Origin of the sequence: Snodgrassella sp. CS2 (assembly GCF_050310315.1) — a bacterium.
Classification (GTDB): Bacteria; Pseudomonadota; Gammaproteobacteria; order Burkholderiales; family Neisseriaceae; genus Snodgrassella; species Snodgrassella alvi_E.
The window spans coordinates 270,518-291,969 of record NZ_JBNPBA010000001.1; the positions used below are offsets into that span (position 1 = coordinate 270,518).

At 42.1% G+C, this 21,452-nt stretch carries 16 protein-coding genes and 5 tRNA genes; 10 read left to right on the forward strand and 11 right to left on the reverse strand.

Annotated features, from left to right (window positions below):
• The first annotated feature begins 133 nt into the window (after positions 1 to 133).
• The 5 genes from ACQP6D_RS01355 (at position 134) to ACQP6D_RS01375 (ending at position 5,244) form a co-directional block, all read left to right on the forward strand.
• Positions 134 to 418 carry a helix-turn-helix domain-containing protein gene (locus tag ACQP6D_RS01355; RefSeq protein WP_100140121.1) on the forward strand — a complete coding sequence of 95 codons (285 nt, stop codon included), beginning with the start codon at positions 134 to 136 and terminating at the stop codon, positions 416 to 418.
• Between the two features lie 117 nt (positions 419 to 535).
• Positions 536 to 1,408: a YgfZ/GcvT domain-containing protein gene (locus tag ACQP6D_RS01360; RefSeq protein ID WP_427857258.1), complete on the forward strand. Its 873-nt coding sequence runs from the start codon at positions 536 to 538 to the stop codon at positions 1,406 to 1,408.
• 213 nt (positions 1,409 to 1,621) lie between these two features.
• A complete protein-coding gene (locus ACQP6D_RS01365; protein ID WP_100140119.1) occupies positions 1,622 to 3,220 on the forward strand; it encodes a peptide chain release factor 3 in 1,599 nt (532 codons plus the stop codon).
• A 206-nt stretch (positions 3,221 to 3,426) separates the two neighbouring features.
• On the forward strand, positions 3,427 to 3,645 hold the full coding sequence (locus ACQP6D_RS01370) for a hypothetical protein (protein ID WP_267390238.1): 219 nt from the start codon (positions 3,427 to 3,429) through the stop codon (positions 3,643 to 3,645).
• Between the two features lie 297 nt (positions 3,646 to 3,942).
• Positions 3,943 to 5,244 (forward strand): threonine/serine ThrE exporter family protein, encoded by a 1,302-nt coding sequence (locus ACQP6D_RS01375; protein WP_267390237.1) that lies wholly within the window; start codon positions 3,943 to 3,945, stop codon positions 5,242 to 5,244.
• Between the two features lie 272 nt (positions 5,245 to 5,516).
• On the opposite strand, the gene ACQP6D_RS01380 is transcribed toward ACQP6D_RS01375, so the two are convergent.
• Together ACQP6D_RS01380 and ACQP6D_RS01385 are read right to left on the reverse strand one after the other, a co-directional pair.
• A tRNA-Leu gene (locus ACQP6D_RS01380) sits at positions 5,517 to 5,603 on the reverse strand.
• A gap of 608 nt (positions 5,604 to 6,211) precedes the next feature.
• Positions 6,212 to 6,298, reverse strand: a tRNA-Leu gene (locus ACQP6D_RS01385).
• An 87-nt stretch (positions 6,299 to 6,385) separates the two neighbouring features.
• Here ACQP6D_RS01385 and rnr point away from each other — a divergent pair.
• Positions 6,386 to 8,725 carry a ribonuclease R gene (gene rnr / locus ACQP6D_RS01390; RefSeq protein ID WP_427857259.1) on the forward strand — a complete coding sequence of 780 codons (2,340 nt, stop codon included), beginning with the start codon at positions 6,386 to 6,388 and terminating at the stop codon, positions 8,723 to 8,725.
• Between the two features lie 437 nt (positions 8,726 to 9,162).
• On the opposite strand, the gene ACQP6D_RS01395 is transcribed toward rnr, so the two are convergent.
• The 8 genes from ACQP6D_RS01395 to ACQP6D_RS01430 all read right to left on the reverse strand — a co-directional run bounded on the left by ACQP6D_RS01395 (position 9,163) and on the right by ACQP6D_RS01430 (position 16,162).
• A complete protein-coding gene (locus ACQP6D_RS01395; protein ID WP_100140116.1) occupies positions 9,163 to 9,735 on the reverse strand; it encodes a 50S ribosomal protein L25/general stress protein Ctc in 573 nt (190 codons plus the stop codon).
• A gap of 63 nt (positions 9,736 to 9,798) precedes the next feature.
• Positions 9,799 to 10,785, reverse strand: coding sequence for a ribose-phosphate pyrophosphokinase (locus tag ACQP6D_RS01400; RefSeq protein ID WP_100140241.1), 987 nt, complete (start codon positions 10,783 to 10,785; stop codon positions 9,799 to 9,801).
• 562 nt (positions 10,786 to 11,347) lie between these two features.
• Positions 11,348 to 11,423 (reverse strand) — tRNA-Gln (locus ACQP6D_RS01405).
• A 30-nt stretch (positions 11,424 to 11,453) separates the two neighbouring features.
• Positions 11,454 to 11,529: transfer RNA gene (locus tag ACQP6D_RS01410), tRNA-Gln, on the reverse strand.
• A gap of 17 nt (positions 11,530 to 11,546) precedes the next feature.
• A tRNA-Gln gene (locus ACQP6D_RS01415) sits at positions 11,547 to 11,622 on the reverse strand.
• A 10-nt stretch (positions 11,623 to 11,632) separates the two neighbouring features.
• Complete coding sequence (gene ispE / locus ACQP6D_RS01420; RefSeq protein WP_427857260.1) at positions 11,633 to 12,484, reverse strand: 4-(cytidine 5'-diphospho)-2-C-methyl-D-erythritol kinase; 852 nt, start codon at positions 12,482 to 12,484, stop codon at positions 11,633 to 11,635.
• A 19-nt stretch (positions 12,485 to 12,503) separates the two neighbouring features.
• The gene (gene lolB, locus ACQP6D_RS01425) at positions 12,504 to 13,130 is read right to left on the reverse strand and encodes a lipoprotein insertase outer membrane protein LolB (protein ID WP_100152492.1); all 627 of its coding nucleotides are present in this window, start codon (positions 13,128 to 13,130) and stop codon (positions 12,504 to 12,506) included.
• A 185-nt stretch (positions 13,131 to 13,315) separates the two neighbouring features.
• Positions 13,316 to 16,162 carry a hypothetical protein gene (locus tag ACQP6D_RS01430; RefSeq protein ID WP_427857261.1) on the reverse strand — a complete coding sequence of 949 codons (2,847 nt, stop codon included), beginning with the start codon at positions 16,160 to 16,162 and terminating at the stop codon, positions 13,316 to 13,318.
• A 328-nt stretch (positions 16,163 to 16,490) separates the two neighbouring features.
• Here ACQP6D_RS01430 and mutM point away from each other — a divergent pair, with 328 nt between their 5' ends.
• Positions 16,491 to 17,312 carry a bifunctional DNA-formamidopyrimidine glycosylase/DNA-(apurinic or apyrimidinic site) lyase gene (gene mutM / locus ACQP6D_RS01435; protein ID WP_367418312.1) on the forward strand — a complete coding sequence of 274 codons (822 nt, stop codon included), beginning with the start codon at positions 16,491 to 16,493 and terminating at the stop codon, positions 17,310 to 17,312.
• 12 nt (positions 17,313 to 17,324) lie between these two features.
• Complete coding sequence (locus ACQP6D_RS01440; protein WP_370387270.1) at positions 17,325 to 18,137, forward strand: lysophospholipid acyltransferase family protein; 813 nt, start codon at positions 17,325 to 17,327, stop codon at positions 18,135 to 18,137.
• Between the two features lie 27 nt (positions 18,138 to 18,164).
• Here ACQP6D_RS01440 and pdxH read toward each other — a convergent pair whose 3' ends face one another.
• Positions 18,165 to 18,797: a pyridoxamine 5'-phosphate oxidase gene (pdxH, locus tag ACQP6D_RS01445; RefSeq protein ID WP_267390478.1), complete on the reverse strand. Its 633-nt coding sequence runs from the start codon at positions 18,795 to 18,797 to the stop codon at positions 18,165 to 18,167.
• Between the two features lie 187 nt (positions 18,798 to 18,984).
• On the opposite strand from pdxH, the gene hemA reads away from it, so the two are divergent.
• Together hemA and prfA are read left to right on the forward strand one after the other, a co-directional pair.
• Positions 18,985 to 20,247, forward strand: a complete 1,263-nt coding sequence (gene hemA, locus ACQP6D_RS01450; RefSeq protein WP_370387269.1) for a glutamyl-tRNA reductase — start codon at positions 18,985 to 18,987, stop codon at positions 20,245 to 20,247.
• A gap of 81 nt (positions 20,248 to 20,328) precedes the next feature.
• Positions 20,329 to 21,411 carry a peptide chain release factor 1 gene (prfA, locus tag ACQP6D_RS01455; protein WP_267390228.1) on the forward strand — a complete coding sequence of 361 codons (1,083 nt, stop codon included), beginning with the start codon at positions 20,329 to 20,331 and terminating at the stop codon, positions 21,409 to 21,411.
• Positions 21,412 to 21,452: the final 41 nt, after the last annotated feature.

The following is a 21,452-nucleotide window of genomic DNA, read 5'->3' on the forward strand; positions in this document are numbered from 1 at the left end:
ATAATTATGCATATTGATAAGTATGGTTTATTACAATAAATGACCAAACTTACCAAAACAACTAATATTTATGAATGATCATATTAATTAATTTTACTTAAACATAGACAACTCGTTTTAAGGTATAAAAATTATGAAAGCTTTTAAACCTATCAACAATGTGCGCGAAATCCGTAAAAAACTCGGTTTGAACCAGATTGAATTTTGGAGTCAGGTAGGTGTTACACAATCCGGCGGTTCTCGGTATGAAGCAGGCCGCAACATTCCGAAACCAGTTCGCGAACTGGTACGGCTGGTACATGTTGAACAGCTGGAATTAAGCAAGCTCAATCGCATAAATATGGAAGTTGCCGAATTACTGAAAAACGAGCATCCAGATATGTATCAACAACTTAAAGCAAAAGTAGAAGGAAAATAAATCCTTCATTAAGCCCCTTAAACAAAGCTCCGCACCAGATATTGGGCGGAGCTTTTAGCTTGTTAGCTAAGCATTCAGTATTATAATAAAGGCCTGCAAAACAAACAGGATTTTTCCATGACACACACAGCATCTTCCCTGATGCCTTATTTCGGACTGATACGTGTAAGCGGCGAAGATCGAGCAACCTTTTTACACAACCAATTATCAAATGATATCAATCATTTGTCTGCCAACCATGCTTGTTTGGCTACCTACAATACAGCCAAGGGTCGCGTAATAGCCAATATGCTGGTACTTAATCGAGATAATGATATTATTATATTAACCTCAGCCAGCCTCATCGACACCTTACAAAAAAAACTGCAAATATACATCATGCGCAGTAAAGTAAAACTGGAAATCATGACAGACTGGGGTGCAGCAGTCAGCGTACCCGAAACAATATCCACAGCATTAGAACCTCAGTATGTATTGCCAACTAGCCAGACCGATCAGATCTGGTCCATCAACTTGCCAGATGGGTCAATAATCCAGATTGGAAAAACCAGCCAACTGCCCCCGTTTAATACAGAAGTTATAGAATCATGGAAATTACATGAAATCACCAGCGGTAATCCATGGATTAGCATAGAGACCACAGAAACCTGCGTTGCACAAATGCTTAATCAGCAACTAATAGGTGCTGTTCATTTCAAAAAAGGCTGCTACCCCGGTCAGGAAATCATCGCCCGCGCTCAATACCGTGGTCAGGTAAAAAGAGGGCTAGCACTTATGGAAATAAACGGTTCAGTTTCAGAAGGTAAACCAATTTTTGACAACCATAATGAAGAAGTCGGACTAATAATCAATCAAGTATCACAGCAAACTTCTACGCTGGCTTTGGCAGTAATCAAACACAGTGCAGACGAATCAGAACTAAAATGTGACAATAATATTATTGTTATAAAAAAATGTTTTTTTAATCCTGCTAATACAGAAAATTCTTAAGCATTAAATGATGCCCTGAACTTCTGATTATGTACTGACTTAAAATACAAGGCTACACATTTCAAAGCATCTTTTCATGCAAAAATATTAATTTGTTTTTTTTCGCTAAACCACACAATTAACAGTTCTAATATTAATCTGTGCTACAATATAAACATTCTCACAAGACGGCCGTAGCCGTCTTGTTTTATTGTTTGCAGAATATATAAAATCATGAGCCAGATTGCCCAAGAAGCGGCACGCCGCCGTACATTTGCGATAATATCCCACCCTGATGCCGGTAAAACCACCCTCACCGAAAAGCTATTACTGTTTTCTGGTGCCATTCTTTCCGCAGGTACAGTAAAAGGAAAGAAATCTGGCAAATTTGCCACTTCAGACTGGATGGAAATCGAAAAGCAACGCGGAATATCTGTAGCTTCTTCAGTAATGCAATTTGACTACCGCCAACATGTGGTCAACTTACTTGATACACCTGGACACGAAGATTTTTCTGAAGATACCTATCGTGTACTCACTGCAGTTGATAGCGCTCTGATGGTAATTGATGCTGCCAAAGGTGTTGAAGCACAAACCATCAAGCTTTTAAACGTCTGTCGTTTACGTGATACCCCTATCGTCACCTTCATGAATAAATACGATCGTGAAGTGCGGGACTCATTAGAATTGTTGGATGAAGTAGAGAATATTTTGCACATCCGCTGCGCTCCGATTACTTGGCCAATTGGAATGGGCAAAAACTTCAAAGGCGTATATCACATCCTTAACGACGAAATATATCTGTTTGAAGCTGGCGGTGAAAAACTTCCTCATGAATTTGACGTTATCAAAGGCATTGACAATCCGCGTTTAGATGAACTTTTTCCCATTGAAATTCAGCAATTACGTGAAGAAATCGAATTGGTACAAGCAGCATCCAACGAATTTGATTTAGATGCCTTTCTGCGCGGTGAACTGACACCAGTATTTTTTGGTTCTGCCATTAATAACTTTGGCATACAGGAAATTCTTAATGCTTTGATTGACTGGGCACCAGCGCCACAGCCACGGGAAACCTTAGAACGCGTTGTCGAACCAACTGAAGCCAAATTCACTGGTTTTGTCTTCAAAATTCAAGCTAATATGGATGCTAAGCACCGCGACCGTATTGCTTTTCTGCGCGTTTGTTCCGGAGAGTTTACTCGCGGTATGAAAATCAAACATCTGCGCCTGAACCGTGATATTGCTGCTTCCAGTGTGGTGACTTTTATGTCTCACACCCGCGAATTAGTTGAAGAAGCATTTGCTGGTGATATCATTGGAATTCCCAATCATGGCAATATCCAGATTGGTGATAGCTTCACTGAAGGTGAACGTCTTACCTTTACTGGTATCCCCTTTTTCGCCCCCGAGTTGTTTCGCGCAGTGCGGATTAAAAATCCATTGAAAATGAAACAGCTTCAAAAAGGATTACAACAGTTAGGCGAAGAAGGTGCCGTGCAGGTATTCCGCCCCCACAACGGTGGCGACCTTATACTTGGCGCCGTTGGCGTATTGCAATTTGAAGTAGTCACTGCCAGACTAGCAAATGAATATGGCGTTGATGCCGTATTTGAATCTGTTAGCATCTGGTCAGCACGCTGGGTATCCTGTGCAGATCGGAAAAAACTGGCCGAATTCGAAAAGGCCAACGTACTCAATCTTGCTACTGATGCCGGTGGCAACCTTACTTATCTCGCGCCCAACCGTGTTAATTTATCTTTAACTGAAGAACGCTGGCCAGATATCCGTTTCCATGAAACAAGAGAATTAACAGCGCAAATAAACGAATAACTCATTCATTTTTTAATTCAGAAAAAGCAGCTTGTCAGATACATTACAAGCTGCTTTTTTATCACTAAAACAAATCTGAAATATCCTATGTAACTAAAGCATAAATGTTTAATAAGTCCAATTAAAACCCAATAGTATATGACGTCTTATATAAAATTGAGTTAAACTACTTAATGCTTATAATAATATACTAATGGTATTCTAATATGATAAAAGATCCAGTAATTGCCGAAGAAATCAGAGATTTAATGTTTAAAATAACCAACGATTTAAACCAGACGCTTTTTAAAGTCCAGGATTGTTGTCCTGAAGAAGAATTCAGAGCTTACAGAAGAGTAGTCGGAAGAATTATGGGAGAAATGCTTGATTTCCTAGAGCCTGCATTCAGGGAGCATCCCGAACTCAAACCCAAGGAATGGGATTGAAACAAACTATAAACAATTACTTATAAATAAAATGGTTAATATTGTTTTCCCTACAGAACCATTACTTATATTTAACCGGTTTTAGCCGGTTTATTAAATTCATCTTCAATAAAAATAAATCATTTTTATAATCAAATTTTAAAATAAATACTAGCAATTCATATATATATTTTTGGAATGAATCAGCAGATTTTTTTCAGCCCTACAATCAATATTAACAAGAATAATTAACCCTAATACTTTCTATAATTACAAGCGTTATAATATCGACTTACATTCTTATCAAATAAAAACATTATGCCACTACCCCTATCTTCCGATGAACTTCAGCTAAACATAAAATCTGATCTGGTATTACGTGTAGGCAAAATATGTCTGGCAGCAGGTACCGGCAGCTACCGTATCAAACAATCTATGCGCCATGTAGCCAGTATGCTGGGAGTAGAAAATCAGGCGCATATTACACTAACCGAAATCAATTCCACCTGTCGTAGTGGCAAACAGTTTAAAACCGAGGTAACCAACATACAAAGTGTAGGCATTAATACCAATAATATTCAATTACTGGAAACACTATTAATTGACATACAAAACCGTTACCAACAAATGAGCGAAAGCGAATTGATTCGTTATCTCGACCAATCTCTGGCAAAAATCGAAAACCAACCGGCCTTATATAATCTTCCACAATCTGCATTATTTGCAGCTATTGCCTGCTCATCGTTTACTTTTTTAATTGGCGGAGGGCCGGTAGAAATGCTGGGCGTATTTATTGCATCTGGCTTCGGGCAGGCTCTACGGCGTACGCTGTTACATAAGCACCTGAATCAGTTTGTGGTTACCATGCTGGCAGCTGCTGTGGCTTCAAGTTTATATTTTATGATTATCGGCATCAGCTACATATCATTAAAAATTAATATTCAACATACTGCCGGTTATATAGCTTCAATGCTGTTTCTGATACCCGGTTTTCCACTAATTACCGGGGTACTCGATTTAGCCAAACAAGACTTTTCTTCTGGAATCCAGCGTGTGGGTTATGCGGTGACAGTGATTTTTTGTGCCACTTTTGCTGCCTGGATTGTAGCAGCCGGCATACACATGGCACCAGAACCCATGCTGACTCCTACTCTGTATCCCATATGGACAGCCTTTTTTCGTTTGCTTGCCAGCTTTTTTGGCGTGCTGGGCTTTTCATTATTGTTCAATAGTCCGATTAAAACAGCTTTGACAACTGCATTTATCGGCATGTATGCCAATACTTTACGCCTAGAATTAATTGACTTTACCAACATTCCTATACAGGGAGCTTCATTAATAGCTGCTTTCATTGTTGGTCTCAGTGCGTTTTATTTTAGCCATCACAGTAAATCCCCACGTATTGCTTTGTCTGTACCGGCAGTATGTATTATGGTACCAGGAATTTATATGTTCCGAGCTATGTATTTTCTCCAGCAAAACGATATCATTAACGCCATTAACTGGGGGGCACAAGCCATGCTTATTGTACTTTCTCTGCCCCTAGGTTTGGTATTGGCACGTGTTTGCACAGATAAAGAATGGGCATTTAATCAGTTACCAGTTAATGTAAGAAAGTAGTTCAAATCTTGGTATTGTTTTATTTTTATCAAACTTAATAAATATTATTTTGCAAGGAAAAAATTATTGGAATCGGCTACTGGGCATATCACATCAGAGACTATTTTAATTAATCATTGAATATTCGATTTATCACCCTATCCTACTTTAATCTGAATAAGCATATACTCATTGATTAATAGATAAGGCAATCAATATGCCCAAAATTTTATTTATTACTAAATAGTTAAAAAAAGATATCCAATCGCTTGGATATCTTTTTTTTGGAATTCTGGTGCCCAGGAGAAGACTCGAACTTCCACACCATTGCTGGCACATGGACCTGAACCATGCGCGTCTACCAATTCCGCCACCTGGGCTTCTTTCACAACACTAAGCGCTGTGAGTCACATCAGAGAAGTTGTGCATTATATATTCTCAAGAGCAATTGTCAAGAGTATTATCTTTATGGATTGGCTGAGATTGATTATCAAAGGGAAGTTTGTTCAGCTTGATAATACCTACAAAATTCCAAGACACTTAATTAATTATCTGTATCTAATGCTTAATTAAAATATAAATTGTAAAAATATAGTACTTCAAATCCGTATTGCATTCATCGTAGCCGGAAAATTTTTTATTTTTCCACATTAGCTGGTTATCATGAAGCCTATTATTTTTTATTTAATACGCTTTAAATAAAAATTAAGTATCTCTGTTGAAAGTTTTTATAATCTGAAATAATTGTTCCATAAACAATTTTATACTTTATTAGGATATGTGTTTCATGCTACTTCGTTTATTTATAACCAAATAAATTTACACAGTAATACTATTGTTTATTTTAAATCGCAATTAGAATATTTCAACGTAAATAATATCAGAATCAAACTACAACATCATTGGTTTACGTACCCAGCAAAATAATCGAATATCGAGACATAAAAAAAAGATATCCAATAATTTGGATATCTTTTTTTCAGAATTCTGGTGCCCAGGAGAAGACTCGAACTTCCACACCATTGCTGGCACATGGACCTGAACCATGCGCGTCTACCAATTCCGCCACCTGGGCTTTTGCATATATTGCAACTTTCAGTTAAAGTATGTCTTTAGCTGAGGAAATGCATTATATATTCTCTAAAGAGATTGTCAATACTATATGAAAAAAAAATCAGATTTACGCCATCAAGACCCTTATTTAGAACGAGAATTACAGAGATATCCTAATCCCTTACCCAGCCGTGAGTGGATTATTACCGTTTTGGAAAAAATCGGCATTCCTGTCAAAATTAATGAGCTGGCACAAAAACTCACCATTACTGAGGATGAAAAAGAATTTTTTGAGCGCCGCCTGACTGCTATGGCACGTGACGGACAAATTTTAATCAATCGTCGCGGTGCCGTCTGTGTCGCTAATAAGCTGGCTTTAGTAAAATGCCGAGTGGAAGTTCACAAGGATGATTTTGGTTTTGCAGTACCTTTAAATCCAGGTGATGGCGGTGACTTTGTACTCTATACCCGCCAGATGCGTGGGTTGATGAACGGTGACATTGTTACGGTACGACCAGCAGGCACAGATAGACGCGGTCGGCGTGAAGGTCAGGTATTGGATGTGATAGAGCGTGCCAATCAAGATGTAGTCGGCCGCCTGGCTATAGAGCATGGTGTCGCAATGCTGGTGCCAGAAGACAAGCGATTAGGAGCCAGTATTGTGCTCCAGCCTGATTCATTGGGTAAAGCGAGAACTGGACAAGTGTTGGTAGCCAGAATTGAATCTTATCCTAACGCAACACAGGCTGCAGTGGCGCGGGTAATAGAAATTTTGGGGGATTATGCAGACAGTGGAATGGAAATTGAAATTGCTGTTCGCAAACATCATTTACCTTATCAATTCAGCTCAGAATGTCTGACGCAGGCAGCTAAAATACCCGATCACGTAAAGCCTACTGAGCGAAAAAACCGAGTTGATTTGCGCGAGTTGCCTTTAATCACGATTGACGGTGAAACTGCCCGAGATTTTGATGATGCTGTATATGCTGAAAAAATTGGACGTAACTATAGACTTCTGGTTGCAATTGCTGATGTCAGCCATTATGTTCAGCCCGATGATGCAATTGACCGTGATGCTCAGGATCGCGCAACCAGTGTTTATTTCCCGCGCCGTGTCATTCCCATGTTACCTGAAAATCTTTCAAACGGAATATGTTCACTTAACCCTAATGTTGAGCGTTTGTGTCTAGTCTGCGATATGGTTATCACTTATGCCGGCAATATAAAAAGTTATGAGTTTTATCCAGCTGTTATGCGTTCTCATGCGCGCCTGACATATACACAGGCCTGGGACTGGATTAGTAATGATCAGTTTGACGATCCGCTTAAATTGCATGTAATGAATTTATATAGGCTGTATAAGATATTATTGAAAAAACGTCTGCAACGTGGTGCTGTAGAATTTGAAAGTATTGAAACGCAGATGGTTTTTAATCAGCAGGGTAAAATTGAACGAATTGTCCCAGTTGAGCGCAATGAGGCTCATCGGCTAATTGAGGAATGTATGCTGGCAGCAAATGTTTGCGCCGCAGAATTTCTTAAACAGCACAAGCACCCTACCCTGTATCGTAATCACGCTGGTCCAACCAGTGAGCGTTTAAATACATTGCGAGAACAACTTGCATTGCTTGGCTTGAGTCTGAATGGTGGCGATCATCCAACACCTAAGGATTATGCTGAGCTGAGCGAAAAAATTAAAGACAGAGCGGATCGCAATGTTATCGGTGTGATGCTATTACGCTCAATGCAGCAGGCAGTATATGAGCCTCAAAATATTGGCCATTTTGGTTTAGCATATCCTGCTTATACACATTTTACTTCTCCGATTCGGCGCTATCCCGATCTGACTGTACATCGTGCCATCAAGGCTGTTTTACAGCATAAGCAGTATCAGCCAAAATCATGGACTGAGCTTGGAGTACATTGTTCTTTGGCTGAACGTAAAGCTGATAATGCGAGCCGTGATGTTGAAAACTGGCTTAAAACTTACTATATGCGTGACAAAATTGGAGAGGTATTTTCCGGTACAATTTCCGGCATGGCCAATTTTGGATTGTTTGTAACGTTAGATAATATCTATATTGACGGTATGATCCATATCAGTGATTTGGGTGAGGATTATTTCAATTTTCATCCAGAATTAATGGCCATTATTGGAGAACGTAGCGGTATTCGATTCAAACTGGGCGATAAGGTTACCGTAAAAGTAGCACGAGCCGATCTCGATACCAGCCGAATTGATTTGGTATTAATCAGTGCCAATAGCGGTAAGCGACGCCAGAAAAATAGTGCCCAAAAAATTCAGAATAAACTGAATGTCTCTTCTTCTGGAAAGACACAAAAAGTAACTAATAAAAAGCAAAAGACAAACAAACTAAATTTAGGAAAAAGCCAGCATCCAAAGTCTGAAAAACGTACACGCAGGCAATCCGGCAGCAAAAAAACCTAATTCTAATTTTATCTTTTATCCATTCATTTTTTAAATAACTATTCTTAGCTGAAAAGCAGCTTAGTTGATATTGCATTTATGATAAAGCTTCTATTGTTGTATCTATGGAAGCTTTTATCTTATTCGTTCAAACTTACTATATTTAATGGCATCTAGGTTTTTATATTACCAATACTAGATAATAGAGAAGATGTATAATTTTAATGCTTTAGTTTATCAATTTATCACAGAAAATTTTTATCTAACTCTTAAAAGTAAATTTTTTAAGCCCAATGATATTGGTTGGAACTTTTGATAATACAAAATCATCGGGCATTTTTATTCTGTCAGGAATACATTGATTAGAATAAGAATAATAAAGAAAAAGCCTAAGTCTGTCTCAACAGATTTAGGCTTTTTATAGATATTAAGATTCAACAGATTGAATTCTTAACAACTTATTTGTTTTTACCAGTAGCTGAAGCAATGGCCAGATTTTCTTTACGACTCAGAGCAACGCAAGTTACGCCTTCCGGTAACACCAAATCAGACAAGTGGCGGATTTCACCAGCGCTAATAGTAGCAACATCCAGTTCCAGCACCGCAGGAATATTTTTCGGCAAAGCATTTACTTCTACACTGGTAGCCAGTAGAGATACACGGCCACTCTGCAATTTTTCTGCTGGAGAAATAGCAGCGTTCAGCAGATGCAGTGGTACGCGGATATTGATGGCTTTATTGGCATCAACAGCCTGAAAATCGATATGTTGTACCTGTTGTTTAAACGGATGCATTTGGAAATCACGTACGATAACGTCGTAGGCTTTACCATTTACGTCCAGCTTGATGATGGCAGTATGGAAAGCTTCTTTTTCCAGAGCATACCATAAGGTGCGGTGATCTACAGTAATGGCTACCGGCTCGGTGCCTTCACCGTACAATACAGCTGGTACTTTTCCTTCGCGACGCAGGCGGCGGCTCGCACCAGTGCCCTGAGCTTCACGGATTTCTGCTTTAATTTCGTAAGACATAACTACTCCAAGGTTAATCATACCGTCATCGGCCGCGACCAGCTTAAGACGGCATCTGGGGGATTAAGGGAGAAACATCGCTCCCGGTATGGCCACATCTTCGTTAAAGAGATATGACACGGATTCTTCGTTGCTAATACGACGTACTGTTTCAGCCAATAAGCCTGAAATGCTTACCTGACGAATTCGTTCACAATTCTGAGCAGCTACGGATAATGGAATGGTATCGGTTACCACCACCTGATCGATTTCTGATGATGCTATACGCTCAATGGCTTCACCAGAAAATACCGGATGTGTAGCATAGGCCAATACGCGTTCGGCACCACGTTCTTTTAGTGCAGAAGCTGCTTTACACAAGGTATTGGCCGTATCAATCATATCGTCAATAATCAGACAGGTACGATTCTGGATTTCACCAATCACATTCATGACTTCTGCTACATTAGCTTTGGGACGACGTTTATCAATAATAGCTAAGTCAGTACCCAAAGTTTTGGCCACAGCTCGCGCACGAACTACTCCGCCGATATCAGGGCTGACTACAGTGAGATTATCAATGCGCTGTTTTTCAATATCATGCACCAGAATCGGGGTAGCATAGATATTGTCAACTGGTATATCAAAAAAACCCTGAATCTGATCGGCATGCAAGTCCACGGTGAGCACGCGATCGATACCAGCAGAATACAGCATATTGGCTACCAATTTGGCTGAAATCGGTACCCGCACTGAACGTGGGCGACGATCCTGACGAGCATAGCCAAAATAAGGAATGGCAGCGGTAATCCGGCCAGCAGAGGCACGTTTGAGTGCATCAGCCATGGTAAGGATTTCCATCAGGTTGTCATTAGTTGGCGCACAGGTGGACTGTACGATAAATACATCGCGCCCACGTACATTTTCCAGTAATTCAACTGCGATTTCGCCATCTGAAAACTTTCCTACAGAGGCTCTTCCCAATGAAATGTCCAAATGTCTGGCTACGTTATTAGCCAGCTCTGGGTTCGCGTTGCCGGTAAACACCATCAAACTGTCGTATGCTGCCATTTCTGTTGTACCTGAATCCTGTTTTGGTTTGCTTTGGTTTGTGTGAGGTAGATTAAACATTAATCTATGGCTTTCTTCGCACCTAAAATACAGGTGCTTTGTCATCAAATAAGTAGGGCATAATTTTCAGATTAAGCAATTTTACTTACTCTATCAGCTATTATGCTTTCTCGTTACCTTTAATTTAAAAGTAATCACCACTTCTTTTGAAAATATTTGCCGGTATGTAAAGGTTTGCTGCAGTATCAGGTGTGAATCAGGTTTCATCAGCGAATATTAGTCATTGCAGATAGCAGCATGATAAACAACCATATTCCTATCACGGTAACTGAATCTGTACTGTGTTTTGCAATCCTTTAACCGGTTTGTCTACCACTAAATTATAAACGTTTATTCCTTGATGCAATTTTGTTGCGTCTAATCGATGCCTGTTTTGCATCAACCAGACTATGCAAGCAGCAGATTATACCACTTTTGGCGGTGTAATCATGCTTTTACTCAATGGTTTGTCATTTAAACATTAAATAAGCGTGTAAGTAGACCTTACACGCTTATCTGAATTTGGCTGGGGAGGTAGGATTCGAACCTACGCATACCGGAATCAGAATCCGGGGTCTTAACCACTTGACGACTCCCCAAAAGGGTTTACTACTATATTATTCCAAGTGTGGCTGGGGAGGTAGGATTCGAACCTACGCATACTGGGATCAAAACCCAGTGTCTTAACCACTTGACGACTCCCCAGTGTTTATATTAACAACTGGCTGGGGAGGTAGGATTCGAACCTACGCATACTGGGATCAAAACCCAGTGTCTTAACCACTTGACGACTCCCCAACAACACACATCATTGATAAAACGGATGCCTCGTCAGGGAAGCAACACAATACGCCTGATGCGCGTCAGAAACTTTATTGTAAACAGCTTGAGCGGCACTTTCAGAATCAAATGACAAAAATACACATGCTCCAGAACCACTCATCATGGGTGAACCATACTCAGCCAAAGCTTCAAATGCTTCCCTTACCGCTGGATACTCAGCTAAAACAACGCTCTGCATATCATTGCGCCAGTGCTGTCCTGCTTGGAAGTCTGGCATTATGCGTGGCTTGGAATTTCGTGTCAAGTCTTTATGTGCAAAAATTTTCGCTGTACTGATATGCACTGGTGGCTTGATAATCACATACCATTGTTTTGGCAAGCATATAGGTACCAAGTCTTCACCAATACCGCGTGCGAAAGCATTCTGTCCGAAAATAAAAAATGGCACATCAGCACCCAGTTGTACGCCCAAATGTAGTAACTGGTTTTTGGTTAGATTCAGTTGCCACAGGCGATTGAGTGCCATTAACACCACTGCCGCATCAGCGCTACCCCCTCCCAGTCCTCCACCTATGGGAATCTTTTTGTTTAGCCAAATGTCTGCTCCCTGCTCGATGCCGGTATGGCTGCGCAGCAATTGTGCAGCACGTACACATAAATCCTGCTGCGGTTCGACACCAGTTACGGGCGTATGCATGGTTATGCTGCCATTGGTGTTTTTTCTAAGCCAGATGTGGTCATACAGTGCTATTAAGGTGAAAATGGTTTCAAGCAAATGATAGCCGTCTGCACGGCGACCGATAATGCGTAAATCCAGATTCAGTTTGGCGGGTACCAAAAAATGGCTGGCATCAGCCGCTGGCTGAAAATTATCCATATTATGCTAATTCCTGCGTTCAGGATGGTTTATGCCGTAATTCACATTTGGCTGATGACTGGCTTGGAGTATCAGTATATTCATCAAAAACTAGCCTGATATCAAAACGTGCATTATTCAGCTCTACAATATGGGGACTACGGCTATTTATTTGCGGCTGACGCTGAATAATCCAGCCAGACTGTTTGAGTTTGCCGTCGGGTAGTAGCTGGTAGGGTTCATTCTCAATCCAGTATCCTTGTACCCATTGGTTGAGATGATCAAAGGGTAGTACAAATCCAAGCATACGTTGGCTTAATTCTTCAATGCTGCTGGCGGAAAAAACTTGACCTTTGCTGTCTTCAGCAATAACGCCGTCGCTGTCCTGACATAAAACCCCTACGCTATTGCCCAGAGGTGTTTTTACTTCGATGGTTTGTACTAAACCTAAATTCTGCCAACTGAAGTTGGCGTAGGTTCCTTTGCCCTGGTCTTTGATGGCAAGCCGGCCTGAACTATCAAATCCGGATAATGTCTGTTCGTGACCTGCCTGCCAGTCTGAGGTAGTGGTAATTTTCTCTGGTGCCATGCTGCTACAGGCGCTTAAAGCTAAGCTTATAACAGCTGCTGATAGCTGAAGACACGGTTTGCGCAGCAATGAATACATATTATTCCGTTCTGGTTCCTAGTATCGTTTATATATCAATATGGTTTGATTACTAAGTTGATATTCTGGATACAGTCTGCCTGTTCATCAAATGCTGCCGCATATATTGCCATTGCGGTAGCCTCTTAGGAAGTTCAATTAAAATCCGGCTTTCAGACTCATTTAATTAATAGTCTGATTAAGGTTTATTTACTTTGCTCTGTCTGCTCTGATGCTGCTTTGTCAGACAGGCTGGCCGGATTGACAGCAAATTTTTTTAAGGTCTGCTGTAAAACTTTTTGGTCAGAATCCTGATAAGTCAGGCCTTGTGCCCAAACCTGCTTTGCCTGCTGTTGTTCACCCATTTGCCAAAGGACTTCTCCCAAATGTGCAGCAATGGCACTTTCTTTTGTATTGCCATAGGCAGTACGCAGCAAAGGTAAAGCTTTTTTGGAATCACCATTAAGATAATACGCCCAGCCCAGACTATCTTGAATAGCGTAAGAATCTGGTTCAATCTGATAGGCATGTTGCAGAATGGTTAGTGCCTCAGCCCAATGCCGCTTTGACATACTCAGCATGGTATAGCCTAATGCGTTGTAGCCTTCTGCATCATCCGGTTTCAATTCGGTATAGGCACGGAAATCCTTAATTGCTTTTTTTGGCTGATCAAGTTTTTCTGCATAAGTTATTCCGCGGAAATAGAGTATAAGCACTACCGGCAGATTGTTTTTTGTAACGACGGCCTTTTTCTGTGCCTCTTCTAGTTGCTGAGTCAGTTTACGCACATATGCCTTGGGTTCAAGCGTTTTAGAATCAATGTATATGGATAAAGCCTGTGGTATGAATACGCCTTCAAAATACAGCGGTTGTTTACTCTGATTCATGCGCTGAAGCCACTGCTGAGCTGCAGCCAAATTATTTTGTTCCACTTCAAGCATACCCATCAGATATGCTTTATCAGTGGCAAATTTATTCTCGGTAACTTTACTTAGCCATTCACGTGTAGCAGGAAGATTTTTTTCAGAAAAATAGCGTGAGGCTGCCATATATGCTGCTTCACTGCGCTGAGTTGCATTTCCTGTCTGCATGACTTTGTTGATGTTTTCGATAAATGCGGCAGATGTACGTTCGTCATTAGAATATAAAGCACTGGCTTGTTGCAGATAAAAATCCACATTTGACTGTGATGCTTCTTTTTTTGCTGTATTTAGCGGCAGGCTGTCTGGCTTGATACCATGTTTATTTAGAATCTGACTCAGTATTTTACGGTCGCTTTTAGGCTTAAGCCAGCCTTGAGACCATATTCGACGTGCATCTGATTCTCTGCCCAGATGCCAGTATACTTCGCCCAAATGGGCAGCCACTTCACTTTCCGGCTGCTGCTGATAGGCATACTCAAGCAAAGGCAAAGCTTTCTGAGCATTACCATTTAAATAATACGCCCAGCCCAGACTGTCGTTGACAGCAGGAGACTGACTACTTAAGGCGTAAGCGTGCTCAAGCAGTACCTGAGCTTCGTGCCAGTTTTCTTTCGGCAAACTCAGTAAGGTATAGCCTAACGCATTCAGGCCATCTACTTGATCTGGCCGCATTTGTACAAAGCGGCGCATATCGGCAACGGCTTTGGCTGGCTCGTTAAGTTTATCTGCGTATAACAAGCCACGCAGAAGTAATAAAGGTGGCACATTTTCTGTGCGCTCTTTTGAATTCCCCTGCTCTGCTTTGGCCAACATTTTATTCAGATATTGTTCGTACTGTCGGCTGGTGAGTGAAGAGCTGTTAACGAATGTTTGTAGTCGTAATAAATCGGTCGCGCTGAAGAAAATCCCCGGATTTTTGCTTGCCTGAGCTTTGTTCAACCATTTCTGCGCAGCTGACCAGTGTTTTTCTTCCGCTTCGAGTGAACACATCATAAGGGCTTGATCAAAAGCAAATTGGGGATCATCAGCTTTTGCCACCCATGAACGTGATGCTGCTAGGTTGTGTTCATCATAATAGCGCATAGCGACCATGATTGCCGCTTTACTGCGCTGATTGCGGTTACCCAGTTGGGCTATTTTTTCAGCATAAGAAGCAATGGTAGCGGTGTCCGCTTTCTGACTAACGGCGAGGAATGCAGCCTGCAAATAAAGATCGGCACTTTTGCTTCTGGCCAGCAAAGGTTGCAGGGTCTGATAGGCTTGCTGCAATTTGTTATTTTTAATCAGTAACTCTATATATAAACTTTGCCATTTAGAAGGCATACTATCTACACCGGTTTGCTGATAGAAATCCAGCAGATATTGTGGCTGTTTAATATTTATTAAGTTTAGAGTGAGCTGGCTAGCCGGAAAAATATCGCTATCTAAACGCACCAGTGCCTGTAATGCTTTGATGGTCTGCTCTTCATGTGCACCGGTTACCCCATAGATGGCATCAGCAATCATAGCTTCGGCCATCTCAGGATGTAATACTGCGGTTTTGTGGATTGGCGTATTCAGTTCATCCGAGGCATTCAAGTGGTTCAAGCGAAATTGTGCCAGTTTTAAAAACAGGCGACGCAGCTGATAATCGTTGGCATGAGATAAAACGGCGTCTGTGTTTTTGACTACTTGCGGGAAATCGTTTTTGGCCAATGCCAGCTCCCACAACAGGCGCTGTCTAGCAGGAGTTTCATTTGGTTCGATTTGCTTCCAGCGCTCAGCAATAGCTTGCGCTTCGGCTATTTTATTGGCTCCAAGAGCCATTTCCATAGCACGTTCAGCAACTTCAGGCTCCTGTGTATGTTCGAGCATGCGCATGTCTGTTGCCAATGCGATATCGCTTTTTCCCTGCGAATAAATAAGCTCGCTAGCAAAGAGGGTGAAGATGTCATTAGCACGGCTAGCAATAGTAAGACGCCTTTGTAGTGATTCAGCATCATCGGGTGAAGTAATTTGGTTTACCCGCTCTATTCTGGTCTGAATCGAGGGTATTGATGTCGGCCGTTCTTGAGTATTGCCCGCATTAGCTGCACTGATGGCGATTAAGCTCATAACAATCGGGGTAAGGCGATGAATCCAACGAGGCATTAAACTTCTCCAAATATGCTGATCAGTTGTTGTAAAGACTGATTTTAAACTAATAACAATTCTATTACGGTATGGGCTGTTTCGATTTATTCAGCTAAATCAGATGTCTGTTCATTTATGTTATGCAGACAATCTTGAAAACCGGCCGTTGCCCGCTTAATAACTATTTTTCATTGCGGTAAAGTAATTTGCTACTTTACCACAGACAATTTTGGCTGCGCATACATCTAACAGTTTTATCTTACTGCCCATGGCAGAGGTATACACTTTCAAATTTATTTTCATAATGATATTGTGTCGATTTTATTCAGAATTTTATCATTAAATTATGCCCGAACTTCCTGAAGTTGAAACCACTCTGCGAGGAATTGCGCCTTATATTGTGAATCAGACTATTGACTGTATTGAAGTGCGACAGCCACGGTTGCGCTGGCCGGTGATGGAGAATCTGAGTGCGCAACTTGAGGGTGAAATAGTTGTTTCGGTGAAACGGCGGGCAAAATATCTGTTAATTGGATTAGTTTCAGGAACCTTGATTATTCATTTAGGTATGTCTGGAAGCCTGCGTATTTTTACTGACTCCAGCGCGCCAGCAGTGAAAAAACATGACCATCTGGATATTATGTTTACTAATGGCACTTTGCTGCGCTTTCATGATCCCAGACGCTTTGGGGCGGTCTTGTGGTTTGTTGGCGTAGTTGAACACCATCCTCTATTGGCTAATTTAGGACCAGAACCTCTAAGTGAAAAATTTAATGAGGAATATTTGCAGCAAAAACTGGCTAAACAAAAGCGAGCGATTAAACTGGCAATTATGGATAATCATACGGTGGTGGGTGTAGGCAATATTTACGCCAATGAGGCACTATTTCGCTCCGGCATTCATCCTGCAGCCGCCGCCATGAGCTTAAGCAAAATTCAGGTTAATGCACTGACTAGAGCTATCAAGCAAATATTGGAGGAAGCAATTAATGCTGGTGGGAGTACGCTGCGCGATTTTGTAAACAGTGCTGGTAATAGTGGCTATTTTCAGTTACAACATTATGTATACGGACGAGCTGGAGAACCGTGTTTAAAATGCGGCCATCCGATTGAGAAAATGGTATTGGGGCAACGTAGCAGTTTTTATTGCCCTCATTGCCAAAAATAACGACAAATAACAATGACATCATCAAAATCTACTTCTTTTTTTACCCGCTATAAACGTATTTTTAAATTGGCATTGTGGCTACGACAAACCATCAGACGGGTTAATCATTTTGAGCAACTCAGTGCAACCGAACGGAATGGAGAACTGGTTTCCATTGGAAGAAATTTGCTCAACATACTTCATATTAAGGTAGAACCGCAACAACCTCTACCAAATACAGCCAGTATGCCGTGGCTGACTGTGGCTAATCATGTGAGTTGGTTGGATATATTTGTGCTGATGGCCTATATACCAGGCGGGTATATTGCCAAACAAAGTATTCAGTCGTGGCCTATATTGGGCAAACTTGCTACTAATGGTGGTACCGTCTACATTAACAGGCTGTCACGGCAGGACATTAGCCCTGTGATTAAAGCTATCAAAGAAGCTTTGCTGCAAGGCAGAAATGTGCTCTTTTTTCCCGAAGCGTACACCTCTGAAGGTTTGACCACCTTACCCTTTAAAGCTGCTCTATTTCAAGCCGCCATTGAAGCAAATCGGCCGGTAATGTCTGTTGCCATACGTTATTACGATACACAGGCCAAACGCACACCTAAAGTAGCCTTTGCCGGTAAAACCAGTTTGCTGCGCAGTCTGTGGAACATCGTTTCGATACCTGAAATTACAGTAAAAGTGGATTTTGCTGAACCACTAATGATTACAGAAAATCAACATGCAGATCGTTTTCAACTTAAAACGATGGCAGAAGAATTTATTCAGCAGAAAGTTCTGAGCGACAGCCCGCTGGCTACAACTTTCGCAAACAAAATGTACCGTGAGCAATAGTATTAACTAGAAAAATGTCAGCAAATTCTATGGTGCTAATCGCTGCTTAATCCATAGGCCTTTTTCTCGCATATACTGAACACGGTCATGCAGACGGCTAGGTCTTCCCTGCCAAAACTCCACAAGATCAGGCTCGACCAGATACCCACCCCAATGCGGAGGACGTGGTACGTTCAGCAAGTATTTTGCTCCAAACGCAGCGGCACGAGTCATCAGCACGGCTTTGCTACTGATAACCGAACTTTGCTCACTTGCCCAGGCTCCGATACGGCTGCTGTAGGGACGGGAACGGAAATAAGCATCAGAATCTTCAGCAGCTAGCTGCAGTACTACGCCCTCCACCCGCACCTGACGTTCCAGCTCTGGCCAAAAAAAAGTCAGTGCAGCATAGGGATGCTGGCTTAAAGCACGACCCTTACGGCTATGATAATTGGTAAAGAACACAAATCCCTTTTCGGTCACTTCTTTTAATAATACGATGCGCGCATTGGGACGGCCATGTTGATCCACTGTAGCCACATTCATCGCAGTAGGTTCATTCACTTTGGCATGTATGGCTTCTGTTAGCCACTTTTGAAACTGTTCTAGTGGATGAGCACAACAATCGGCTTCACTAAGTGACTGTTGGCTGTAATCCTGACGTATGTCATGCAAATCCAGATTATTCATAGTATTAATTTATACACGCAAAAATGATGATAGCAGTGCAAGACCGTCTTGCTGATTTTTCGGTACTAATAGCGTATAATTGAGCACTTTAACAGCTTTATATTTAATCGTAATATAAAGTCTGCTTGGCATTTATCCTACCCGCGGCAGCGGGTAAACGCAAATAACTTCAGGCAACATGTCTTTAACCGTTATCGGACTTAATCACCAAACCGCTCCTGTTTCAGTGCGCGAACGTCTGGCCTTTCCGGCGGCTGTACTGTCAGAAGCTCTGTGTTCACTCGGCTGTCAGACAAATATTGCTGAAGCGATGATCTTGTCCACCTGTAATCGCACCGAAATCTATTGTATTGGAGATGCTGATGCTGCCATACAGTGGTTGGCCAGTTATCATCAGTTACCATTCACAGAATTCGCACCTTATCTGTACAGACTGCACGATGTGCAGGCCATACAGCATGCTTTTCGGGTAGCCTGCGGTCTGGATTCCATGGTACTGGGTGAACCACAGATTCTGGGACAGCTTAAAGAAGCAGTGCGCATAGCACGCAGTCAACATACTTTACACCAGCACCTGAATGCATTATTTGAAAAAACCTTTGCAGCAGCCAAAGAGATTCGCAATGAAAGTGCCGTTGGTGAAAATTCAGTATCCATGGCGGCGGCAGCGGTGAAAATGGCTGCACAGATATTTCCTGATATTGCCGCGTTGAATGTATTAATGGTGGGTGCCGGTGAAATGATTGAGCTAGTGGCTACCTATTTTGCTGCCGAGCATCCGCGACGCCTTACGGTACTTAATCGCACGCTAACCAGAGCCCAGGAGTTATGCAGCAAATTGAATAACGGTGCCAATGCCCGTATTCTGACGGACTTACCTGATATCCTGCCCGAATACGATGTGGTGGTGTCCTCCACTGCCAGCCCGTTTCCGGTCATTGGCAAAGGCTTGGTCGAACGGGCACTTAAACTACGGCGCGGTATGCCTGTATTTCTGCTTGATTTAGCTGTGCCGCGTGACATCGAGACTGAAGCCGGCGAGCTCAACGATGCTTATCTATATACTGTGGACGATATGGTCAGTATTGTGCAGCATGGGCAGGCTGCCCGACAGCAAGCTGCCGCAGCTGCAGAAAAAATGGTGGCTTCCAAAGTGGCTGAATTTATTGCCTGGCAGCAGACACGCAGCAGTGTACCCTTGATTTGCGCTTTGCGTAGCCAAGGCGAAGAACAGCGCTGCAAAGTGGTAGCTAAGGCTATGCGCCGCTTGCGTAATGGCACAGCAGTTGAAGAAGTATTGCAACGTCTGAGCCATGAACTTACCAATACTCTCCTGCATGCCCCTACTCGTGCGCTGAATAAAGACAGCCAGCAACATCCTGAGCTGGCAAAGGCCATTAGTTTGATTTATCACCTGAATGATTCACATTTACAGCAGTAAATGTAATTCAGCAATAGGTTTGCAGTAGTACTCACCAAAAGTTTCAATTGATTAAAAGTTTAAATAATTACAGGATTCCAGATGAAACCTTCATTGATAGAAAAGTTACAGCACCTGACGGAACGTCTGGAGGAAGTAACCGCATTGCTGGCTTCTCCTGATGTTACCAACGATATAGACGAATATCGTCGCCTCACTCGTGAACATGCAGAACTCACGCCGGTGGTGGATACATACCGCCAGTACACACAAGCGCAAACTGATCTGACAGCTGCTGAAGAAATGCTGACAGACCCAGAATTAAAAGAATTTGCAGCAGAAGAAATTACCCATGCGCGCAATCAGATTGCTCAGTTAGATGGTGAACTGCAAAAACTGCTCTTACCTAAAGATGAAGACGACGATAAAAATATATTTATCGAAATCCGTGCCGGTACCGGCGGTGATGAAGCAGCTTTGTTTGCAGGTGATTTGATGCGCATGTATACCCGTTTTGCCGAACGTATGGGCTGGCAGGTAGAAATTGTATCAGCCAGTGAAAGCGACTTGGGCGGATATAAGGAAGTGATTGCACGTATTGCCGGCATGAATGTATACAGCCAGCTCAAATTCGAATCAGGCGGACATCGAGTACAACGTGTACCGACTACTGAAAGTCAAGGCAGAATACATACTTCAGCCTGCACCGTAGCCATCATGCCCGAAGCTGATGAAGTTGCGGAAGTACAGTTGAATCCGAATGATTTGCGTATTGATACCTTCCGTGCATCCGGCGCCGGCGGACAGCATATCAATAAAACCGATTCGGCCGTACGTATCACCCATCTACCCACCGGTATGGTAGTAGAATGTCAGGATGGCCGTTCACAACATGCGAATAAAGCACAGGCAATGAAGGTACTTGCTTCACGCTTATACGAACAGCAGAAGCATGCAGCTCATGCCAAAGAAGCAGCCGAGCGCAAAAGTCTGATTGGCAGTGGTGACCGCAGTGAGCGCATACGCACGTACAATTACCCTCAAGGACGGGTCACAGACCATCGCATTAATCTTACTTTACATAAACTTGATTTTATTATGGACGGTGATTTAAGCGAATTGACACAGGCACTGATAGCCGAGCATCAGGCTCAGCAGCTGGCGCAGCTCAGCAATGCCAGCTAAAGCATAAAAAAGCTGTTCTGGTACACCAGAACAGCTTTTAT